Raw genomic sequence first — 18,687 nt, 5'->3', positions numbered from 1 at the left:
GAGCCACTCGGGTCTCACCTGGAAACTTCCCGGATGCGATCCATCAAAGGCAGAGAACCGTTCAGCCGTCACACTGAAGGCGCGTGACCCGATCCGTTGTGGCGAGGGAACGCATCACACTCACACCGATAACGAGGAGCACACCCGATGAGAATGACCAGCCACGCGCTCGCGCTCGCCCTGCTGACGACCAGCGGAACCCTGCTTGCCGCCGACCCGGCCATGGATCCCAACAGCGCCGAGGCCAAGGGCATCGTGAAGCAGTTCGCCACCCGGCTCCAGGGCGAACTGCAGGCGGCCATGAAACAAGGGGGACCGATCAAGGCCATCAGTGTCTGCAAAGAGCGCGCACCCGCCATCGCCTCCAGCCTCGCCCGCAGCAGCGGCTGGGAAGTCGGCCGTACCAGCCTCAAGGTGCGCAACACCCAAAATACACCCGACGACTGGGAGCGCTCGGTGCTCACGGCCTTCGAGGAGCGCAAGACGGCTGGCGAATCGGTCGCGACCATGGCCTATTCAGAGGTCGTCGACACCGAACAGGGCCAGCGCTTCCGATTCATGAAGGCGATCCCGACCCAGGAGGTCTGCCTGGCCTGTCACGGCAGCAGCCTCTCGCCCGAGGTGACGGCCGCCCTAGACAAGCACTATCCTGAGGATCAGGCACGCGGCTACGCCGTGGGTGACATTCGCGGCGCCTTCACGCTATCAAAGCCGCTCATCAACCTAGCCCTATCCAACCTGCATCTCGAGTGAGTCCACAATGGCAGAACAACGCTTCGACATCGCCTTCGACGGCCGCATGATCCCCGGTGCGGACCCGGTGCTGGCACGCCGGCGCCTGCAGTCGCTCTTCAAACTCGACGAGGCGGGGATCGCGCGTCTCTTCAGCGGCAAGCCGGTCTTCATCAAGCGCGATGTCGATGCGCCAACTGCGAACCAATTCGAAAAGGTCTTCAACCAATTGGGGGCGATCCTGCGGTTGATCCCGATCGAAGCGGACGACGAGGCCCAAGACCAGTCATTCTCATCGTCCGTCGAGACCGGCAGCCAGCTCTCACTGGCCCCGCAGGACGGCTTTCTCGAAGAGCCCCCCACGGTTAAGATGCCCGACCTCGACCTCAGCCATCTCAGCCTGGTGCAGGGTTCGGACTGGAGCCTCGAAGACTGCGAGGCGCCTCCACCGGCGACCCAAACGCCGGACACGAGCCATCTCTCGCTCGCCGAGATCGAACCCGACCCAGCCACCAAAGACAGCGGCGACTAAAGCGGTACTCATGACCACAGACTTCGATCACATCGTCATCGGCGCCGGCATCAGCGGGCTCGGCGCCGCCCATTTTTCCGCCAAGCGCGGGCTCTCCACCCTGGTACTGGAGTCCAGCGACCGCGTCGGCGGTTGCATCAACAGCCAGCGCTTCGACGACCTCGGCGGCTTCTGGACCGAGGGCGGCGGGCATACCTGCTTCAACAGCTACGGCAACATGCTCTCCATCCTCGACGACCTGGGCCTGACGCCAAAGGTCGAGGAAAAGCTCAAGGTCGGCTACAAGCTCTGGAAGGACGGCAAACGTCGCTCTATCCTGTCCGCGCTGCATCTCTTCGAGGCCGCACGCTCCATCCCGCGTCTCTTCACCGCCCCCAAGGACGGACGCAGCGTCGCCGACTACTACGGCCAGGTGCTCGGCCGTCGCAACTATCGCGACCTGCTGCGCTACGCCTTCCAGGCCGTCATCTGCCAGCCCGCCGACGACTATCCGGCCGAGGCGCTGTTCCGCCGCAAGCCGCGCCGCAAAGAGGTCATCAAGGCGTTCACCTTCGCCAAGGGCATCTCCACCCTCCCCGAAACCATCGCCGCCCAGGATGCCATCGAGGTCCGCACCGGCCAGCGCATCGCCCGCATCGACTCGGATGCCGAGGGCTTCATCGTCCACGGCGAGGACGGCAGCCAGGTGCGCGGACGCCACCTGACTCTGGCCGTACCGCCCGACGTCGCCACCGCGCTCATGCCGACCGGCTTCGAGGCGGCGCGCGACACCATCTCGGGCATCGGCATGTCCGAGATCGAGACCCTGATCCTGGCCTTCCGCAACGAGGACGTGCCACTCAAGCCCATCGCCGGCCTGATCGCAATCGAGGACGCCTTCTACTCGGCGGTCTCGCGCGACTTCAAGCCGGACGCCCATCGCGGCTTCGCCTTTCACTTCAAACCCGGCGTGCTCGATCCCGAGACCCAGGTGACGCGCGCCTGCACCGCGCTCGGCGTCGCCCCGGAGCGCATCGCCGCCCAGGCGCGCGTCCACAACCGGCTGCCCGCGCTGCGCAGCGGCCATTTCGATCTGGTGAAGCGGCTCGACGCGGCGCTCGCCGGATCCCGGCTCGCCGTGACCGGCAACTGGTTCCTGGGCGTCTCCATGGAGGACGCCCTGACCCGCAGCCGCAGCGAATCGGACCGTCTCTTTGGCGCCTGAATCCAAAGACACCCGAGTCAACCCGAAACGAGAACCTAGAGGATATGCGTAAGACACTCGTCGCACTGACCCTGGTCTGCCTGACCGGATCCGCCGCCGCCGAAGAGATCGGCAGCGTTTCGACCAAGTTCAAATTGATGGGGCCCAACGACAAGATCGTGGTCGAGGTGTTCCAGGACGAAGACCTGCCCGGCATCGCCTGCTATCTGAGCCGCGCCAAGACCGGCGGCGTCTCGGGCGCCGTCGGCGTGGCCGAGGACACCTCGGACGCCTCGCTCGAATGCGTCCAGATCGGTCCGGTCGCACTCACCGACGACATTCGTTCCGGCAAGCGCAACGGTGAGCAGGTGTTCAAAAAACGCACCTCGCTCATCACCAAGACCCTGCAGGTCGTGCGCTTCTACGACGCGCCGCGCAACGCCGTCGTCTATCTGACCTACAGCGACCGCATCATCGAGGGCTCGCCCAAGAACAGCGTCTCCGCCGTGGCCATCCAGCCCTGGCCGAATGCAGCGGCGCCAGCCACGTCCAACAAGTGATCCCCCCGCGTCGAGGCATCCAGCCTCGGCGCTGTCGCCCCTTCCCGGATAGAACCGCAAAGGCGCAAAGAGCGCGAAGAGTCATTCGGATTCACCTCGGCCGCCGACCCATTCCGACCGACCTCGACATAGAGAAGGGGTCACTAAAATCCCTTTGCGTCCTTCGCGCCTTCGCGGTTCAGTTCTTCCAATACGACCGCAACATCGCCGCGATGACCGCAAGAGTCGAAGCCGCTACTATTCGTGCCTCGCGGTAACTCTTCCGCGTCACACCAACCGAGACAGAGACGACAAGATGAGCAAGATCCATTTCATCGGCGGAGAGAAAGGCGGCGTCGGCAAATCGGTGCTCGCGCGCGTCCTGGCGCAGTATCACATCGACAGGGACCTGCCCTTCGCGGCCTTCGACACCGACCGCTCCCACGGTGCCCTGCTTCGCTTCTATGCCGATTACAGCAATCCGATCCTGCTCGAAGACGCCGAGAGTGCCGACCGACTGATGGAGTCCGCGCTCGAAACCGAGCGCAATGTCCTGGTGGATCTGGCCGCGCAGACCTCGGCGCCGCTGCATCGCTGGATCGACCAGGCCGATCTCCTTGAACTGGCAAGCGAGGAAGACATTCCGATCGTCTTCTGGCATGTGATCGACGATGGCGCCGACGGCATCGCCCTGCTCGACAACCTGCTCGACCGTTACGGCAACGGTGCCGCCTACGTCGTCGTCCGCAATCAGGGGCGCGGCAAGAACTTCTCCGCCTACGAGGCATCCGAGGCTCGCGCCAAGGCCGAGGAGATGGGCGCGTACCAGATCGACCTGCCCGAACTGCACGCCGGCTCCATGCGCAAGATCGATCACGGCGGCATCAGCCTCTGGGCCGCGATCCACAACAAGGAATCGGGGCTCGGACTCATGGACCGCCAACGGGTCAAGGTCTGGATCAAGCGCGCCTACCAGCAGCTCGACACCCTGAATGAGGCACTGCTGGCTCCGGCGGAAGACTGATCGTCGAACGCCACGCAGGCAGCACGGGGAACCGCAAAGGATTTCAACGTATCGGGCAGGACGTGGCGCTCATCCACACACCAATGCCGCCGATGTAACGCGCCTGGTCGTTCTTGGCGATCAGCGCGCCTTTGCGGCTCTCATGGCCGATCTCGAATCAGCGATCCATCGCCCCGCGAGAAACGACGACCGGTGGTGCGCTGCGCAGGGTCTGAAGCACCACGCAGTAGCGCTCCGTCACAGCGATTACCTTGTCGAGCGTCTCCTCGTCGGCATCCGCATCCAATTCGAAACGCATGCGGATCTCGCGAAAACCGACCGGAGCGTCCTTGGCGAGCCCAAGCGTCCCGCGAAAATCCAGATCGCCCTCGGCCAAAACCCGCCCGGAACGCAGCGTGACACCAAAAGCCGTGGCGACGGCCTGCAAGGTGACGCCTGCGCAGGCGGCAAGGGCCTGCAACAGCATGTCACCGGAGCACGCCTGGGTCCCGCTGCCACCGGTCGCCGGATGCAGCCCCGCCTCGACCAGCGCCCGACCGGTATCGATCGAGCAGGCCAGGTTCTCGCCGAGCCGCCCCTCCGCCTTGAGCGTAACGATCGCCGACTCGGGATCCTCTAGATATCGCTCCTTCAACGGTGCCTGGAGCGCGCGCAACTCATCGGAATGCATTATCCACCCTCGCTATCTCAGTGTTGTCAGCAGACAGGAGGGATGCGGGCGAAACCCGGACGATCAACGCTTGGCCGTTCCCAGAATCAGCCGCGCAGCCCCAGATTCACAGACCGACCCCAATGAATTGAGAGCTGCCCAGCAGCCAATCACAAGCCGGCCAGCAGCTCCTCAACGGCCTGCTGCACCTGCTCGTTGTCGAAGTTGCAGCCGGAATCGCGCTTGATTACGATCCGCAGCCTGTTGATGATGTCTTCGGTCAGGATCGCCCTGATGACGTTTTCGCGAGCCAGCGCGTTGACTTTGTTCCAATGCTGCTCAAGCAAGCGTCTGCGGGTCAGCCCATATCTGGAGATCAGTGCGAGTCTTGCGCAATCATCAAGACTGATATCGGGCCGCAAATCCACGGAGAACACCAGATTCGCCTCCACCTTGTCGTGGGCCGATATGTGGTAGACCTGCCAGGTCGTCAGATTGGTCAGGAAGGCCCAGCGAATGCCGGAATAGGCGCCATAGGACGTGGCCTGAAAGATGTGTTTGTCGCGCAACGACATCCCCGCTTTCTTGGCTTCGCCAACCATCAGATCCTCGGAATCGACCGACAGGACATAGTCGGCCTTCCGGCCCTGAATGCGCTGCTCGGCCTTGACCTCATCCATGCTGTATCCGAAGGCCTCCATCAGGATCCTGTCGATCACCATCCTGGTGTTGCTTTCGTTGCACTGGTTTTCCGTAGCCGCCTGAATCAGAGGCATGAAGGACCTGAGCACTTTCTGTAGCTCGGCAGCACGCTCCATAAGTGCCTGCTGGCGCGTTTTTCTGCGCTTCAGTGTCGGCGTCTGGACCTGACTTTCATCCTGATCGTTCTCTTCCGCAGGATCCTCGCCATCGCCCGAAGAATCCACGTTCACCCCGAACGCAACAGCAAGTGCCTCCAGACCACCGTTGTAGCCATGGCCAACGGCCCGGAACTTCCAGATGCCATGATATCGATACAGCTCCCCAAGGATCAGCGCAAGCTCGTCGTTCGATTCCTGTAAATCGTACCGGGCGAAGCAGTCGCCAGCAGGATCGGCGAGTCGGATATACACCTGGTCCAACATCCCGAAGCTCGGGCGCTCGCCATCCTGACGGAGGTCGAGCGTGATGGTGATCACGATCTTGGCGACATCATCAGGGACACGCGTCAAATCGACCGCGAACTCTCTGCGATCCTCACCATTGTTAGGCTCGGCGTTAAGCATGAGGCACTCAGATTGAGCCACGGGCTGGTTATAGAACACGAAGTCTCCGTCGCACCGAACACGACCGCTCGCGCTCACCAGAAACGCGCTGGCGTCGATCTCGCAGGTTGCGTCCGCGTCCCAACCAACACCCACGAGAATTCGTTCATGATCGATTTGAACATTCGCGCCCCGCACCAACACATCCGTCATCTCAGCTTTCCTCGTCTTCGCTCACAGACGGCCTACCGCAGCCGCTACTGGCGCAGCCTTGCACAGTAAGCCCTGACCGGGCAACGACCCAGGACCAAGCGCTTCAAGCGGCTGGAACGGGATGAGACAAGCTGTCCTCGACACTCAGCCCCTGCCCCGCAACTCAAGGCATCTCCGACACCCCCGACGCACTGCGGCGAGGCTCGCGAAATAATGCAACACTGGGAACACCTCTGGACGATCCGGACGACCATCCGCTAGGCAATCACCGATCGACGTCTGTGCGACCCGCAACCAACCGGAGAAACCTTAGTGACTGACAACCCTCAAGCACTGATGGCCGTCTCACTCGGCCTGATTGTGTCCTGCATTATCATCATCGTGCTCTTCATCATCTTCGTGCACACGATGCCAGGGAAAATCGCGCGGAAGCGGGGCAATCCACAAGCCGAGGCGATCGAGATCCTTTCACTGCTCGGGTTGCTGATCTTCCCACTGTGGATGGCCGCTTTGGTGTGGGCCTTTATCCGGCCGTTCACCCTGCCAGTGGAATTGGTTGGTCGCAACGATCGCAGCGCACCCGAGCCGGGGTCAGAGCAAAAACCCAAGCCCGAGCCAAAGCCCGAACTGACGCGGGTAACATTCGACGCACCCGCAACGACCGCAGGAGAGGCGTGAACCATGGAACTACTCGTCACCGTCGCGTATTTCTGCCTCGTCTGGCTGATTTTCTACCGATTCCACCTGATGCGGTTCAACCTGTTTTGGAAGTTCGTCGTCTTCGGCCTCTACGGCGCTGCGGTCCTGACCGAAGTGGTCGTCCTCGGTCAGACAACGCCCTACTCCAAACACATGGTGGTCGAGCGAGTGGTGGTCCAACTTGCTCCCGAGTTTGGCGGTCTGGTAGCCGATGTCTACGCCAAACCCAACCATCCGATGACCAAGGGTGACCCGATCTTCAGCATGGACGTGTCGCCCTGGAAAGAAAAGCTGCAGGAGGCCAAAGGGGCATTGGCCAGTGCCAAGCAGGAGCAGAATGCGGTGGAAGCGGAACTCGCCGCCGCCCAGCGCAAACTGGAAGAGGCGTCCAGGCTGGTGCCGAAACAGATGATGGCGGCCCAGAGCTCGATCTCCGTGGAGATCGCGTGGACGGACTGAAGGCTCAAATCTCAGAGATTCAGAGCAAGCAGCAGAGCCTTGAGGCCGAGCTGGAGGAGGCGAGCTACAACCTGGATCACGCGACCGTGGTGGCGCCGGCGGACGGCTATCTGGTGGACTTGGTGTTACGTCCTGGGGCCTTCATCCGGCTCAAACAGCCAGTCGCGACCTTCGTCAGCACCCAAGAGGTTTATCTGGCGGCCAGTATCGATCAGCGAGCGACCCAGTGGATTCGCCCAGGCGATCTCGCCCATTTCGCCTTGAGCATGTATCCGGGACACATCTTCAAGGCGAGAGTGGATTCGGTCGTATGGGCTTCCGGCCGCGCCCAGTTGCAGGCATCGGGCATCCTTCCCTCCGAGCAAACCGTTGGGGCGAGCCGAACCTTTTTCGTCAAATTGGTGCCGGAGGGTGATTTCACCCAGACGCCGCTGGAGTTTGGCGCCAGCGGTCTCGCGGCCATCTTCACGGATAAAGCGGTGGACCTCGTCAAGGTACTGCGGATGATCGAAATCCAGTCTGAGAGCCTGCTCAACTACGTCTACAACCCGTTCTGACAGACCCGATCATGTCCGCAGCAATCGATTGCAATCAAAGGCCCCCTCGGCGTTTCGCCTATCTGCTAGGGACCTTGCTGCTGCTGATCTTGCTCCACCCCTTGCTCGTCGGGCTCGCTGGAGAATCCGTCTTCTTCGACGTATTTTTGTCCATGGTCGTCATCGCCAGCGTCTACGCCGTACCCAGCAACTCGCTCACGAGGATGGTCTTCTTCGTGCTGACAGCCCCGGTCCTCGGCGCCCGCTGGCTGATGTATCTCGTCTCGAACGACGCGATCATCCTGATCGGATTGGCCGCCAGCGCGGCCTTCATCGCGCTGAGCGCGGCCAGAATCCTCTCGTATGTGATGACCCAGCGGACCGTCACGACCGAAATCATCTTGGCTGCGCTCTGCGTCTACCTGCTGTTCGGGGTTGCCTGGGGTCTGACTTATGCCTTGATCGAACAGGCCATGCCTGGCGCCTTCCAGATTCCAGGCATGGCACCTGACAGCGCCATACTGCAACCGCTCCTGTACTTCAGCCTGGTGACGCTCACCACAGTGGGCTACGGAGACATCAGTCCGCAGCTACCCTTTGCTCAAGCATGGGCGAATATCGAAGCCCTCCTCGGACAAATCTATCTAGCGGTCCTGGTCGCACGCTTGGTGGGCATTCAGGTCGCGCAGTCGATGAATACGCCCCAAGCGGAGCGTTGCGAACGGCCAGAGCGGAACGGTTAGGTTCTCGACCAACCGAAGCGGAGCGAATCAGGTACGCCTTTGCACACTGGCCCAAAAGCGATTGGATCAGACACAAAAAAGCCGGCGTTAACCGGCCGATTTGTATCTTGAATTTTGGTGGGCGCACGTGGGATCGAACCACGGACCCCTGCCGTGTGAAGGCAGTGCTCTCCCGCTGAGCTATGCGCCCCAAGAGGTCAGCTAATGTACCCGAATGACCCGACCCGGTCAACATCCCGACTCACGGCAATTGTCGCTCCAACGCAAGCGCGCGTAACACACGTATGGACGGCGTGCTGACCGTTGGAGCGATCGGTATGAGGTGCCGCCGGCCGGGGACACGGCGAATGCCAGTCGGCGGCCCTGGTCTGGGCTTGGGTTGGTTGCCCAGGCCGTCTATCAGTAACCGGCGTCGTTCGACTCACGGCCCAGCTCAAGGATCTCCATGCGGTAGTTGCCGCTGGGGTTCTCCGCTGTGGGTCCCTGGGTGAGGAGCGCGAGTCCGGAATCGACACCACGCTCGCGGAGCCATTGACGTAGGAATCCCGACCAGTCGGAACGGTCGGCGTCGACCTGGATCGCCTCAATGCCGTATGAGAATTGCAGCGACTGGCAGGTGGCGGCGCTGGGGCTGAAGGCGATGATCCAGACCGGCGGACGGAAACGGGCGACATTGCGCGGGGTGCTCCCGGAGCGGGTGGGCACCAGGACGCAACGGGGCTCGCTGTTGTCGATGGTGTGATAGACGCTGGAGGCGATGAGATCGACGGCGCTCATGCGGTCGCTGCCGCCGAAGCTGTCCATGGTGCGCACGAAGGGCTGCTTGCTGCGTTCCGGTTCGACATGGGTGGCGATGCTGGCGAGCATGGCGACCGATTCAACCGGATAGCGCCCGACGGCGGATTCGGCGGAGAGCATGACGCAATCGGTTCCGCCGAGGATGGCATTGGCCACATCCGTAGCCTCGGCCCGAGTCGGGCGACGATAGGTGACCATGGACTCCAGCATCTGGGTCGCGGTGATCACGGGCTTTCCGAAATGGTTGGCCAGATCGGTGATCTGTTTCTGCACCACGGCGATGCGCTCGATCGGGATCTCCACGCCCAGGTCGCCGCGCGCCACCATGATGCCGTCGGCGACACGCAGGATCTCGGTCAGGTTGTCGAGCGCCCCGGCCCGCTCGATCTTGGCGATGATGAAGGGGGCATAACCCATCTCGCCCGCAGCACGGCGCACCGCCAGGATGTCATCGGCGGTTGCGACGAACGACTGGCTGACCGCATCGAGACGGTGCTCGGCGGCGAATTTCAGCCACTCGCGGTCCTCGGGCGTGAAGGCGCTGATCCCCAGATCGATTCCGGGTAGGTTGACCCCCTTGCGCGAGGTCAACTCGCCGCCGACCCGCACGCGGCAGAGGATGTCCGATCCCTGAACCGACTCCACGCGCAGCAGAATGAAACCGTCGTTGAGGTAGAGCCGGTCGTTCGGTTTCACCGCATTCGGCAGATCGGGGAAGCTGACGCCGATCCGCTCCTGGTCGCCCAGGATATCGTCCGTGGTCAGCGTCAGCAGGTCGTCGCGCTGCAGTTCGATGGGCTCGGACGCGAGATCGCCGATACGCATCTTGGGTCCGGGCAGATCCCCCATGATGGTGACGCGCCGTCCAGCCGTTTTAGCGGCTTGGCGAATGCGCGTGACGACCTCGGCGTGGTAGTCGGGATCGCCGTGCGAGAGGTTCAATCGGGCGATATTCATCCCAGCCTGGATCAACTGGACCAGCAGTTCCGGGGAATCCGAGGCAGGTCCGATCGTGGCCACGATCTTGGTCTTGTGGTCGGGCAGGTGCATTGAGGTATATCCCCTTGAGGAACGTGGTTGAGAATGGGTCTGGGAGCGCGAGCGCCCGGATATCCGGGCGAAATGGCGCTGGAATCATCCGGCGCGCGAGGTATCGCGCCAGTGCTGGATCGCGGCGGCATCGATGGCCTGATCGCGCGCATAGAGTCGTTGAAGCTCATCTCGACGCCCAGGGGGCGCGTCCTTGAGCAATCGCTTCAGGGTCAGAGCAGGCGCATCCCGCAGCACGCCACCGGCGACGATCTCAAGCAAATAGAGGTTACGGTCGCCGATATCGGCGCTGAACTCTACCCGCCCATCCAACCAGGCGACGGCGTCGCCGTAGAGCGGATTGGCGTCGGGTGTGGTTGCCGGATCCAGACCGGCGTACTTGTCCACCTCGTGCCCGCTCGGCAGACCGAAGCGCCAGATCGCCTCAAGGTCCGACCCTTGGAGCAGATGCAGGGCACAACGCTGACTGGACTCGATCAGCGACCAGGTATGGTGCTGCCTGGCGATGACGATCAGCATGCGCGGCAGGCTATCGACGATGGAAGCGCGCGTCACCGAGGTCGCGATCAGTCCGCCACGACGCTCGCCGTCGCATGCGGTCACCAGCCACAGCGGCGTGTCGTAGCACTCGAAGACCCTGGAGATGGCGTCGAGCGGCGCACCCGAAAGAGCGTTTGGATTCGACATGGGTCCGGATTCTCGTAGTCGGCCAAGGTCGGCGCGGACCAGGGCTCAGAGTATGACAGACACGGGTGACGATACGCCTATCGGGCCGGTGCGGCCTCGGGGAATGGTTCTGGATCGATGTCCTGATAGGCGCGCTGAACAAAACGCGGCGTGCAAATGGCGTAGAAAACCAGGTCGGTCTCACCCAGATTGGCGATTCGCTGCCCAGCCCCGGCGGGGATGACGACCAGATCGCCCGGACCGACCAGACGCGGCTCCAAGCCCTCGACCTCGACGCGTCCTCGTCCAGAAAGCATCAGATAGCGCTCGACGATGCCCTCCAGCCGGTGCAAACGGGTCGTCACACCTGGCACGACCCGCGCACGGGCAATCGAAACATCCGGATCCTCATCGCGATTCCAGGACTCCAGGATGTAACACCCCTCGGCAATATAAAACTCATCGCCCTCTCTTGGCGAATGCACCGAGGGCGATTGGAGTGCCGCCTTCATCTCACAGCCGTCCAGCCTGACGGCGGTAAGCCTCGGAGCGGCGGTCACCGCCACGCGGACGCGGCTGGGCGCGACGGTTGAGAACGCCCTCGATTTCGGAGCAAAAAGCAGGCGTCCCGAGCACCCACGCCTTGTTGGTCGCGTCGCGAACCTCTTTCAGCAAGGTCTCTGAGGCTGGCGTTTCCGCAGCCTTGGCGTACTGTTCGCGGCGCGCCTTGGCGCTACGACCGAGCCGTTCGTATTCGTAGTGAGGGGTCACCAGACCATCGTCCGCCCCGGTGGCGTTGGCGGCATAGCTCGACCAGCCATATTCGGACGGATGCTCGACCAGACCGGCACGCACCGGATTGGCCTCGACATAATGCGAAATGGCCTGCAGATAGCCCTTGGGATCGACGAGCGTCGCGCGATAGCGTCCTTCCCAGAGGGTTCCCGTACGGTCATAGCGATTGTTGAAATACTGAACGTAATACCGCCCGACATATTGCATCAGCTTGCCGATACCGTTCTCGACATGGGGCGTGAGCAGCACATGGAAGTGATTCGGCATCAGCACATAGGCGTGAATGTCGCACTCGAACTTCTGCGCGGCCACGTTCATCTTATCCCAGATGAACCAGTAATCATCCTCTTCGAACAGGATTTGCTGACGGTTGTTGCCGCGCTGAATAACGTGCTGTGGATAGCCGGGAAGGACGAAGCGGGGAAGGCGTGCCATGATAGGGTCGGATCCGGTTGATTGACCTGAAATCAAGTATAGACGGCTTATCCAGGCTTGCTTTTCGGTCGGCACCTAACGAAACATACGGCGCCATCCCGTCCCGCTCGGCATTCATCCGTACGCCCCCATTCGATTTCCGACACACCCAGATGCCTCCCATGAATTCAGAATCGACCGAGCTCGCACTCCCCATCGATGCGGTGTTTCCCGCGCTGGACGAGGCACTGAGCCGAGGTCATGCCCTGCTCCAGGCCCCCACCGGATCGGGCAAATCGACCGGTGTTCCGCTACGGCTGATGGGCTCCGACTGGCTTGGCGGACAGCGCATCCTGATGCTGGAACCGCGCCGGCCGGCCGCGCGCATGACCGCCGCGCGCATGGCATCCGTACTGGGCGAGGCGCTCGGCGAACGTGTCGGCTATCAGGTCCGCTTCGACCGCCGGATCGGGCCGCGCACCCGGATCGAGGTGGTCACCGAGGGTATCCTGACTCGGCGCATCCAATCGGACCCCGCGCTTGAAGGCGTGGGTCTGCTCATCTTCGACGAGTTCCACGAGCGCAACCTGCCATCGGACCTGGGATTGGCGCTGGCGCTGGACGCCGCGACCAACCTGCGCCCGGATCTGAGACTCCTGGTGATGTCGGCCACGCTGGACGCCGAGCCCGTCGCACGACTGCTTGGCGGGGCGCCGATCCTGCGCGGCGAGGGACGCAGCTTTCCGGTCGAGATCCGCTATGCCGACCACCAACCAGATCCAGACCCGGTGACGGCCGTCCTCGCCGGCATTCGCCATGCCCTGCGCACCGAAGACGGCGACATCCTGGTCTTCCTACCCGGGGCGCGCGAGATCGACCGCTGCGTCGAGCAACTCAAGGACGTGGTTGATTCCGCGACATCGATCCTTCCCCTGCACGGAAGTCTGCCCACGCAGACTCAGGACCAGGCGCTGCTCCCGAGCACGCCGGACACGCGCCGCGTGATCGTCGCCACCGATATCGCCGAAACCAGCGTCACAATTCAAGGAGTCAGAGTCGTTGTCGATAGCGGACTCAGCCGCAAGCCGCGCTTCGATCCTGGCTCGGGGCTCGAACGGCTCGTCACTGTACCTGTCCCCATCGCTTCGGCCGATCAGCGAGCCGGACGCGCCGGACGTGTGGCCCCCGGCATCTGCTATCGACTCTGGACCCGTGCTCAGGAGCACGGAAGACCCGCGCATCGTACCCCAGAGATTCTACAATCGGACCTGGCTCCCTTGGTCGTCGAGCTGGCCCTCTGGGGCGTCAAGGATCCCAACGCACTCGCCTGGCTCGATCCGCCTCCCGCTCCGGCGTGGGAGCAAGCCGTCGCGCTGCTGAAAACTCTCGGGATGCTGGACGCACGGGGCGCGCTGACCCGGCTCGGTCGCGCCATGACGCCACTTCCCTTGCATCCGCGACTCGCCGCCATGCTGCTCGGCGCCGCGCCGCAGGCCCGCCAGACGGCGGCCGATCTCTGCGCGCTCCTGACCGAGCGCGATCCCATGACGTACCGCCCAGACCAAGGACGGCAAAGCGACCTGGACCTTCGGCTGCGCGCGCTCCAACAAGGCCGCGCGAAGACCCGCATTGCAGGCATGGACGCGAACCGGCTCGGTGCCATAGATCGGGTCTCGCGGCAACTGCTGGGGCTGATCAAGGACGTCTCGCCGGACCTGTCCGAACCGTCGGGCATCCGCTCTCCGGGCGCACTGCTGGCGCTCGCCTATCCGGATCGCGTCGCCCAGCGCCGCAATGGGTCCGACGACCGCTACCTGCTGGCCTCGGGCGGCGGTGCCGTGCTGCCCCGCGACGACGCGCTCGCAGTCCATCCCTATCTGGTCATCGCCGCACTCGACGCGCGCGGCCGGGACGGACGGATCCAACTGGCATTACCGATCGAGGCGTCCGAATTGCGCACGCTGTTCGAGTCACGCATCGAACGCACGCAGGAGGTCTTCTGGGATGCCGCACGGGACGCGGTCGTCGCCCGCGAGACCGAGCAACTGGGCGCCATCAGCCTGGCCTCGCGACCGCTGGCGCTGAACGACGGGGAGGCGACCGCGCGACTCCTGCTCGAACGCATTCGCGAACAGCCCGAGCGCGCCTTCGACTGGACCGAATCGGCACGCCAGGTCCAGGCCCGTGTCGGCCTCATGCGCCAGAACGAAGGGAATGGAGATTGGCCGGATCTCTCGCTCGAAGGGCTGCTCGAACGCTTGGATGAATGGCTCGCCCCCTGGATCGTCGGCCGATCGAGGATGGCCGAGATTCAGCGCCTCGACCTGTCTGAGATCCTGCTCTCTCAACTTAGCTGGGAGCAGCGGCAACGGCTGGATCGCGAGGCCCCCAAGACCCTGACCACGCCGGCCGGCAACCAGCGACCGCTCGACTATGTCAGCGGCGAGGTGCCTGTGCTCGCGGTGCCGCTCCAAGAAATGTTCGGGCTGGAGGACACGCCGCGCCTCTGCAACGGACGCGTGCCGGTCCTGCTGCATCTGCTGTCGCCTGCGCGCCGCCCTATTCAGGTTACCCAGGACCTGGCCGGATTCTGGGCCAGGGGTTACGCCGAGGTACGCAAGGAGCTGCGGGGTCGCTATCCCAAGCATCAGTGGCCCGAGGATCCGACCGAGGCCCAGGCGGTGGTCGGCGGAATCCGCAGGAGACGCCCGCCCGACACGAAGCGCTGAACGCCGACCTGAAGCTCCATTCCTCAATCCGCCAGCCTCGGACTATCATTTCGACGGGATCGGGACAGCGCAGATCCCACCCAAACACGAACCGATTCGGTTATTGAAGCAATCGGCCAATCACCGGGCCGCTCCACCGACACACCTCGACGAGGGAGATAGATGAAAAACACGAGAGTCGTACTCTTCACCCTACTGACGGCAAGCTGCACCGCGTTCGCCGCCCACGGTCACTGGGGCTATTCGGGTGCCGAGGGGCCGGATCACTGGGGCGAGCTCGACCAGGCATTCAGCGTCTGCGGCAGCGGCAAGAACCAGTCACCGGTGGACCTGACCGAATTCATCGACGCCCAACTGCCCCCGATCGGCTTCCACTACCAGCCTGGCGGCGAGGAAGAGGAGAACAACGGCCATAGCATCCAGATCGATTACGCCAAGGGCAGCGGCATCAGCCTCAACGGTCACGAGTACGCGCTCAAGCAGTACCACTTCCATACGCCCAGCGAGAATCATATCCGAGGCAAGGCGTTCCCGATGGAGGCCCATCTAGTTCACGTCGACGCGCATGGCAAGATCGCCGTCATCGCGGTCATGATCCAGGAAGGTGCGGAGAACCCCGCCCTGACCGAAGCCTGGTCCCTCATGCCGGAACAGCCCGAAACAAAGGTGCATCTGCATCATCCGGTGTCCGCCGAGGACCTGCTACCCAAGAACCGCGACTATTACCGCTTCACCGGCTCGCTCACCACCCCGCCCTGCACCGAGGGTGTCGCCTGGCTGGTGATGAAGGAGCCTGTCACGGCCTCGGCCGACCAAATCCGCAAATTCGCCAGCGTGATGGGACACCCGAACAACCGCCCGATCCAGGCGGCCAATCATCGCGTGATCCTCGAATAGGAACCCGCACTTTGAGTCCAGACAGCGCCTCGACCACCGGCGTCATCCTCGCAGGCGGTCGAGCACGCCGCATGGAGGGTCGGGACAAGGGACTGATCCGGCTCGCCGAACGCCCCTTGATCGAGTGGGCAATCGAGTCACTGACGACTCAGGTCGACTCGATCTTCATCAGCGCCAATCGCAACCTCGAGCACTACGCAACCTATGGCTACCCGGTCATCGGCGATCTCCAGAGCGGATTCCAGGGGCCGCTGGCCGGATGTCTCGCCGCCATGCTGGCCGCACGCACCGACTGGATCCTGACCCTACCCTGCGATGCGCCGCTCGCGCCAAAGGATCTGCGCGCCCGGCTCGGCGCGGTGATGGCCGCAGAGAACGCGGACCTGGCCATCGCCAGCGACGGACATCGGCACCAGCCACTGCACGCGCTGATCCGAACGTCGCTCGCAGAGGATCTGCGCGGCTTTCTCGATGGAACGGAACGCAAGGTGGATATTTGGCAGAACCGCCACCAACTGGCCGTCGCCGACTTCAGCGACCAATCCGAGCGCTTCCTGAACATCAACACGCCTGCGGATCTCGCCCAACTCGAACGCACGCTCGCCGCCGATAGCGGGTAGCCCTTGACATTCCTCGCTCGCGTTTTTACTTTACATAACACAAGCGCTCATCCGAGGCTTGAATACAACGCGGTTCGTTCAGAACGCCTTATTCACATATTGCTCCCATGAGGATATGCCATTGAACAACATCGACTTCTCTCCGCTCTTCCGCTCCATGATCGGCTTCGACCGCATGACCTCGGCGCTCGAAAACGCCTCGCGGTCCGAGCCGGGCGGTTATCCCCCTTACAACATCGAGGCCAGCGGTGAGAACGACTACCGCATCACCATGGCGGTCGCCGGTTTCTCCCAGAAAGACCTGAGCCTGGAGGTCCGAGAGAACATCCTCACGGTATCCGGCGGACGACCCGAGGAAGAGGACGGTTCCCGCCGCTTCCTCTATCGCGGCATCGCCAACCGCAGCTTCGAGCGCAAGTTCCAGCTTGCCGACTACGTCAAGGTGGTGGATGCGCGGCTCGAAAACGGGTTGCTGCACATCGACCTGCGACGCGAGATCCCCGAGGCCATGAAGCCGCGCAAGATCGAGATCCGAGGCGACAGCCAACGCTTCATCGACGGGTCGGCCAATGAGGCGGCCGCCTGACCCCCGTGATCGGATAGAAGACGCTGGGCATTCGCCCGGCGTTTTTCGTCTCGGCGACCGGCGCGCCAGCCCGGCCGTCTCGATCTTGCGCGATCGGCATCCCGCAGTTACCGTCCTGATCGTCCCCGCTCTCGGCGAACGATGCGCCGATTCAACGCGTTCCTTGCGAAGATCACACCCATGATGTCCAAGCCAGCCTCCATCCCGCTCATACTCTGTCTGTCGCTGCTGCTGCCGCTGTCCTCCGCCCAGGCCGCGCTGCCCTTTGCGCTGGATGGCAAACCGCTGCCGAGCCTGGCGCCCATGCTGGAGCAGGTGGTGCCGGCGGTCGTCAACGTATCGACCGTCACCCGGATCGCGGCCGCCGACCACCCGCTGCTGCGCGACCCCTTTTTCCGCTACTTCTTCGATGTTCCTCAACAGCAGCGTCGACGCGAAAACAACAGCCTGGGCTCCGGGATCATCGTCGACGCCCGACGCGGACTGGTGCTCACCAACTATCACGTCATCGCCAAGGCGGACGAGATCAAGGTCACGCTCCATGACGGACGCACCCTGAGCGCCACGCTCGTCGGCAACGATCCCGACACCGACGTCGCCGTGCTGCGCATCCCGGCCAAGAATTTGAAGGCACTCGCGTTTTCCGACTCGGACACCCTGCGGGTCGGCGATTTCGTGGTCGCGATCGGCAATCCATTCGGGCTGAAACAGACCGTCACCTCCGGCATCGTCAGCGGACTCGGCCGCACCGGACTCGGAATCGAGGGATACGAGAACTTCATCCAGACGGACGCCTCCATCAATCCGGGCAACTCGGGCGGCCCCCTGGTCAATCTGCGCGGCGAACTGGTCGGCATGAACACGGCCATCCTGGCCCCCGGTGGCGGCAACATCGGCATCGGCTTCGCCATTCCGGCCAACATGGCACGCTCCATCATGGAACAACTGCTGGAGTTCGGTGCGGTCAGACGTGGACTCTTCGGTGTCCGGGTGCAGGATTTGACCGACGAATTGGCCAGCGCATTGGATCTGAACGATCGTGACGGCGTCCTGGTGGCAGACGTGGATCCAGGCTCGGCCGCCGAGGAGGCCGGCCTGCGTCAGGGCGACCTCATCCTCGCCGTCAACGGCAAAGCGATCGGCGGATCGTCCGATCTGCGCAACCGCTTCGGACTGCTGCGCATCGGCGAGCGGGTGGATCTGGATATCGTGCGAGGCGGCAAGACGCTGCATCTGACCGGCGAAATCGGCGACCCCTACCGCAGCTTCGTGCCGGGCAAACAGATCTCGTCCAGCCTCGAGGGCGCGCTCTTCGGCGAGTTCAGCCACAGCGGCGGGGTTCCAGCGATCCCGGTGGGCAGCGTCGAGCCCAACAGCTCGGCCTGGAACGCCGGGCTGCGCGAAGGCGACCGCATCATCCAGGTCAATGGCCAAGAGATCGCCCGGCTGCGCGACATCAGGGACGTGCTCAAAAGCTCGCGCGGGCTCTACAGCCTGCGCATCCAACGCGGCGACGAATTGCTCCTACTCTCCCGGCGTTGAGCCATCCCGGCCGCTGATTCAGCGGTGGTTCAGGGTC

20 protein-coding genes and 1 tRNA gene are annotated in these 18,687 nt (G+C 63.2%); 14 read left to right on the top strand and 7 right to left on the bottom strand.

Features of this window, described 5'->3' with window-relative positions:
• Window positions 1-147: 147 nt before the first annotated feature.
• From ACFSJC_RS08025 to ACFSJC_RS08005, 5 genes are all read left to right on the top strand, one after another.
• On the top strand, window positions 148-753 hold the full coding sequence (locus tag ACFSJC_RS08025) for a Tll0287-like domain-containing protein (protein ID WP_386025501.1): 606 nt from the start codon (window positions 148-150) through the stop codon (window positions 751-753).
• A gap of 7 nt (window positions 754-760) precedes the next feature.
• Window positions 761-1,264, top strand: coding sequence for a hypothetical protein (locus ACFSJC_RS08020; protein ID WP_386025500.1), 504 nt, complete (start codon window positions 761-763; stop codon window positions 1,262-1,264).
• Window positions 1,265-1,274: 10 nt separating this feature from the next.
• Window positions 1,275-2,468, top strand: coding sequence for a protoporphyrinogen/coproporphyrinogen oxidase (locus tag ACFSJC_RS08015; RefSeq protein ID WP_386025499.1), 1,194 nt, complete (start codon window positions 1,275-1,277; stop codon window positions 2,466-2,468).
• Window positions 2,469-2,512: 44 nt separating this feature from the next.
• Window positions 2,513-3,007 carry a CreA family protein gene (locus ACFSJC_RS08010; protein WP_386025498.1) on the top strand — a complete coding sequence of 165 codons (495 nt, stop codon included), beginning with the start codon at window positions 2,513-2,515 and terminating at the stop codon, window positions 3,005-3,007.
• Between the two features lie 295 nt (window positions 3,008-3,302).
• A complete protein-coding gene (locus tag ACFSJC_RS08005; RefSeq protein WP_386025496.1) occupies window positions 3,303-4,010 on the top strand; it encodes a P-loop NTPase family protein in 708 nt (235 codons plus the stop codon).
• Window positions 4,011-4,167: 157 nt separating this feature from the next.
• Here the strand turns inward: ACFSJC_RS08005 and ACFSJC_RS08000 are convergent, their stop codons facing one another.
• Window positions 4,168-4,680 carry an OsmC family protein gene (locus ACFSJC_RS08000; protein WP_386025494.1) on the bottom strand — a complete coding sequence of 171 codons (513 nt, stop codon included), beginning with the start codon at window positions 4,678-4,680 and terminating at the stop codon, window positions 4,168-4,170.
• Window positions 4,681-4,829: 149 nt separating this feature from the next.
• On the bottom strand, window positions 4,830-6,116 hold the full coding sequence (locus tag ACFSJC_RS07995; RefSeq protein ID WP_386025492.1) for a TerD family protein: 1,287 nt from the start codon (window positions 6,114-6,116) through the stop codon (window positions 4,830-4,832).
• Between the two features lie 312 nt (window positions 6,117-6,428).
• On the opposite strand from ACFSJC_RS07995, the gene ACFSJC_RS07990 reads away from it, so the two are divergent.
• From ACFSJC_RS07990 to ACFSJC_RS07975, 4 genes are read left to right on the top strand one after another with little or no spacing between them, the layout of a single operon-like run.
• Complete coding sequence (locus ACFSJC_RS07990) at window positions 6,429-6,794, top strand: DUF3302 domain-containing protein (protein ID WP_386025490.1); 366 nt, start codon at window positions 6,429-6,431, stop codon at window positions 6,792-6,794.
• A 3-nt stretch (window positions 6,795-6,797) separates the two neighbouring features.
• Window positions 6,798-7,274: a biotin/lipoyl-binding protein gene (locus ACFSJC_RS07985; protein WP_386025489.1), complete on the top strand. Its 477-nt coding sequence runs from the start codon at window positions 6,798-6,800 to the stop codon at window positions 7,272-7,274.
• Window positions 7,262-7,831, top strand: a complete 570-nt coding sequence (locus ACFSJC_RS07980) for an HlyD family secretion protein (RefSeq protein WP_386025487.1) — start codon at window positions 7,262-7,264, stop codon at window positions 7,829-7,831. Before ACFSJC_RS07985 ends, ACFSJC_RS07980 begins: the two co-directional genes overlap by 13 nt.
• An 11-nt stretch (window positions 7,832-7,842) precedes the next feature.
• Window positions 7,843-8,553, top strand: coding sequence for a potassium channel family protein (locus ACFSJC_RS07975; RefSeq protein ID WP_386025485.1), 711 nt, complete (start codon window positions 7,843-7,845; stop codon window positions 8,551-8,553).
• Between the two features lie 115 nt (window positions 8,554-8,668).
• On the opposite strand, the gene ACFSJC_RS07970 is transcribed toward ACFSJC_RS07975, so the two are convergent.
• From ACFSJC_RS07970 to ACFSJC_RS07950, 5 genes are all read right to left on the bottom strand, one after another.
• A tRNA-Val gene (locus ACFSJC_RS07970) sits at window positions 8,669-8,743 on the bottom strand.
• 209 nt (window positions 8,744-8,952) lie between these two features.
• Complete coding sequence (gene pyk / locus ACFSJC_RS07965; protein WP_386025483.1) at window positions 8,953-10,401, bottom strand: pyruvate kinase; 1,449 nt, start codon at window positions 10,399-10,401, stop codon at window positions 8,953-8,955.
• 84 nt (window positions 10,402-10,485) lie between these two features.
• On the bottom strand, window positions 10,486-11,088 hold the full coding sequence (locus tag ACFSJC_RS07960) for a flavin reductase family protein (RefSeq protein ID WP_386025481.1): 603 nt from the start codon (window positions 11,086-11,088) through the stop codon (window positions 10,486-10,488).
• Between the two features lie 77 nt (window positions 11,089-11,165).
• On the bottom strand, window positions 11,166-11,579 hold the full coding sequence (locus tag ACFSJC_RS07955) for a cupin domain-containing protein (protein ID WP_386025479.1): 414 nt from the start codon (window positions 11,577-11,579) through the stop codon (window positions 11,166-11,168).
• A gap of 1 nt (window position 11,580) precedes the next feature.
• Window positions 11,581-12,297: a transposase gene (locus ACFSJC_RS07950; protein WP_386025477.1), complete on the bottom strand. Its 717-nt coding sequence runs from the start codon at window positions 12,295-12,297 to the stop codon at window positions 11,581-11,583.
• 161 nt (window positions 12,298-12,458) lie between these two features.
• Here ACFSJC_RS07950 and hrpB point away from each other — a divergent pair, with 161 nt between their 5' ends.
• The 5 genes from hrpB (at window position 12,459) to ACFSJC_RS07925 (ending at window position 18,650) form a co-directional block, all read left to right on the top strand.
• The gene (hrpB, locus tag ACFSJC_RS07945; protein ID WP_386025475.1) at window positions 12,459-15,005 is read left to right on the top strand and encodes an ATP-dependent helicase HrpB; all 2,547 of its coding nucleotides are present in this window, start codon (window positions 12,459-12,461) and stop codon (window positions 15,003-15,005) included.
• A gap of 162 nt (window positions 15,006-15,167) precedes the next feature.
• On the top strand, window positions 15,168-15,902 hold the full coding sequence (locus ACFSJC_RS07940) for a carbonic anhydrase (RefSeq protein WP_386025473.1): 735 nt from the start codon (window positions 15,168-15,170) through the stop codon (window positions 15,900-15,902).
• Between the two features lie 11 nt (window positions 15,903-15,913).
• On the top strand, window positions 15,914-16,522 hold the full coding sequence (mobA, locus tag ACFSJC_RS07935) for a molybdenum cofactor guanylyltransferase MobA (protein ID WP_386025471.1): 609 nt from the start codon (window positions 15,914-15,916) through the stop codon (window positions 16,520-16,522).
• Between the two features lie 121 nt (window positions 16,523-16,643).
• Window positions 16,644-17,108, top strand: coding sequence for an Hsp20 family protein (locus ACFSJC_RS07930; RefSeq protein ID WP_386025469.1), 465 nt, complete (start codon window positions 16,644-16,646; stop codon window positions 17,106-17,108).
• 180 nt (window positions 17,109-17,288) lie between these two features.
• Window positions 17,289-18,650: a DegQ family serine endoprotease gene (locus ACFSJC_RS07925; RefSeq protein ID WP_386025467.1), complete on the top strand. Its 1,362-nt coding sequence runs from the start codon at window positions 17,289-17,291 to the stop codon at window positions 18,648-18,650.
• Window positions 18,651-18,687: the final 37 nt, after the last annotated feature.

Origin of the sequence: Thiorhodococcus fuscus (genome assembly GCF_042682685.1) — a bacterium.
In the GTDB taxonomy this organism is placed as follows: domain Bacteria; phylum Pseudomonadota; class Gammaproteobacteria; order Chromatiales; family Chromatiaceae; genus Imhoffiella; species Imhoffiella fuscus.
Note: the sequence above shows the minus strand (reverse complement) of the source record. Positions and strands in the feature narration are given on the sequence as shown.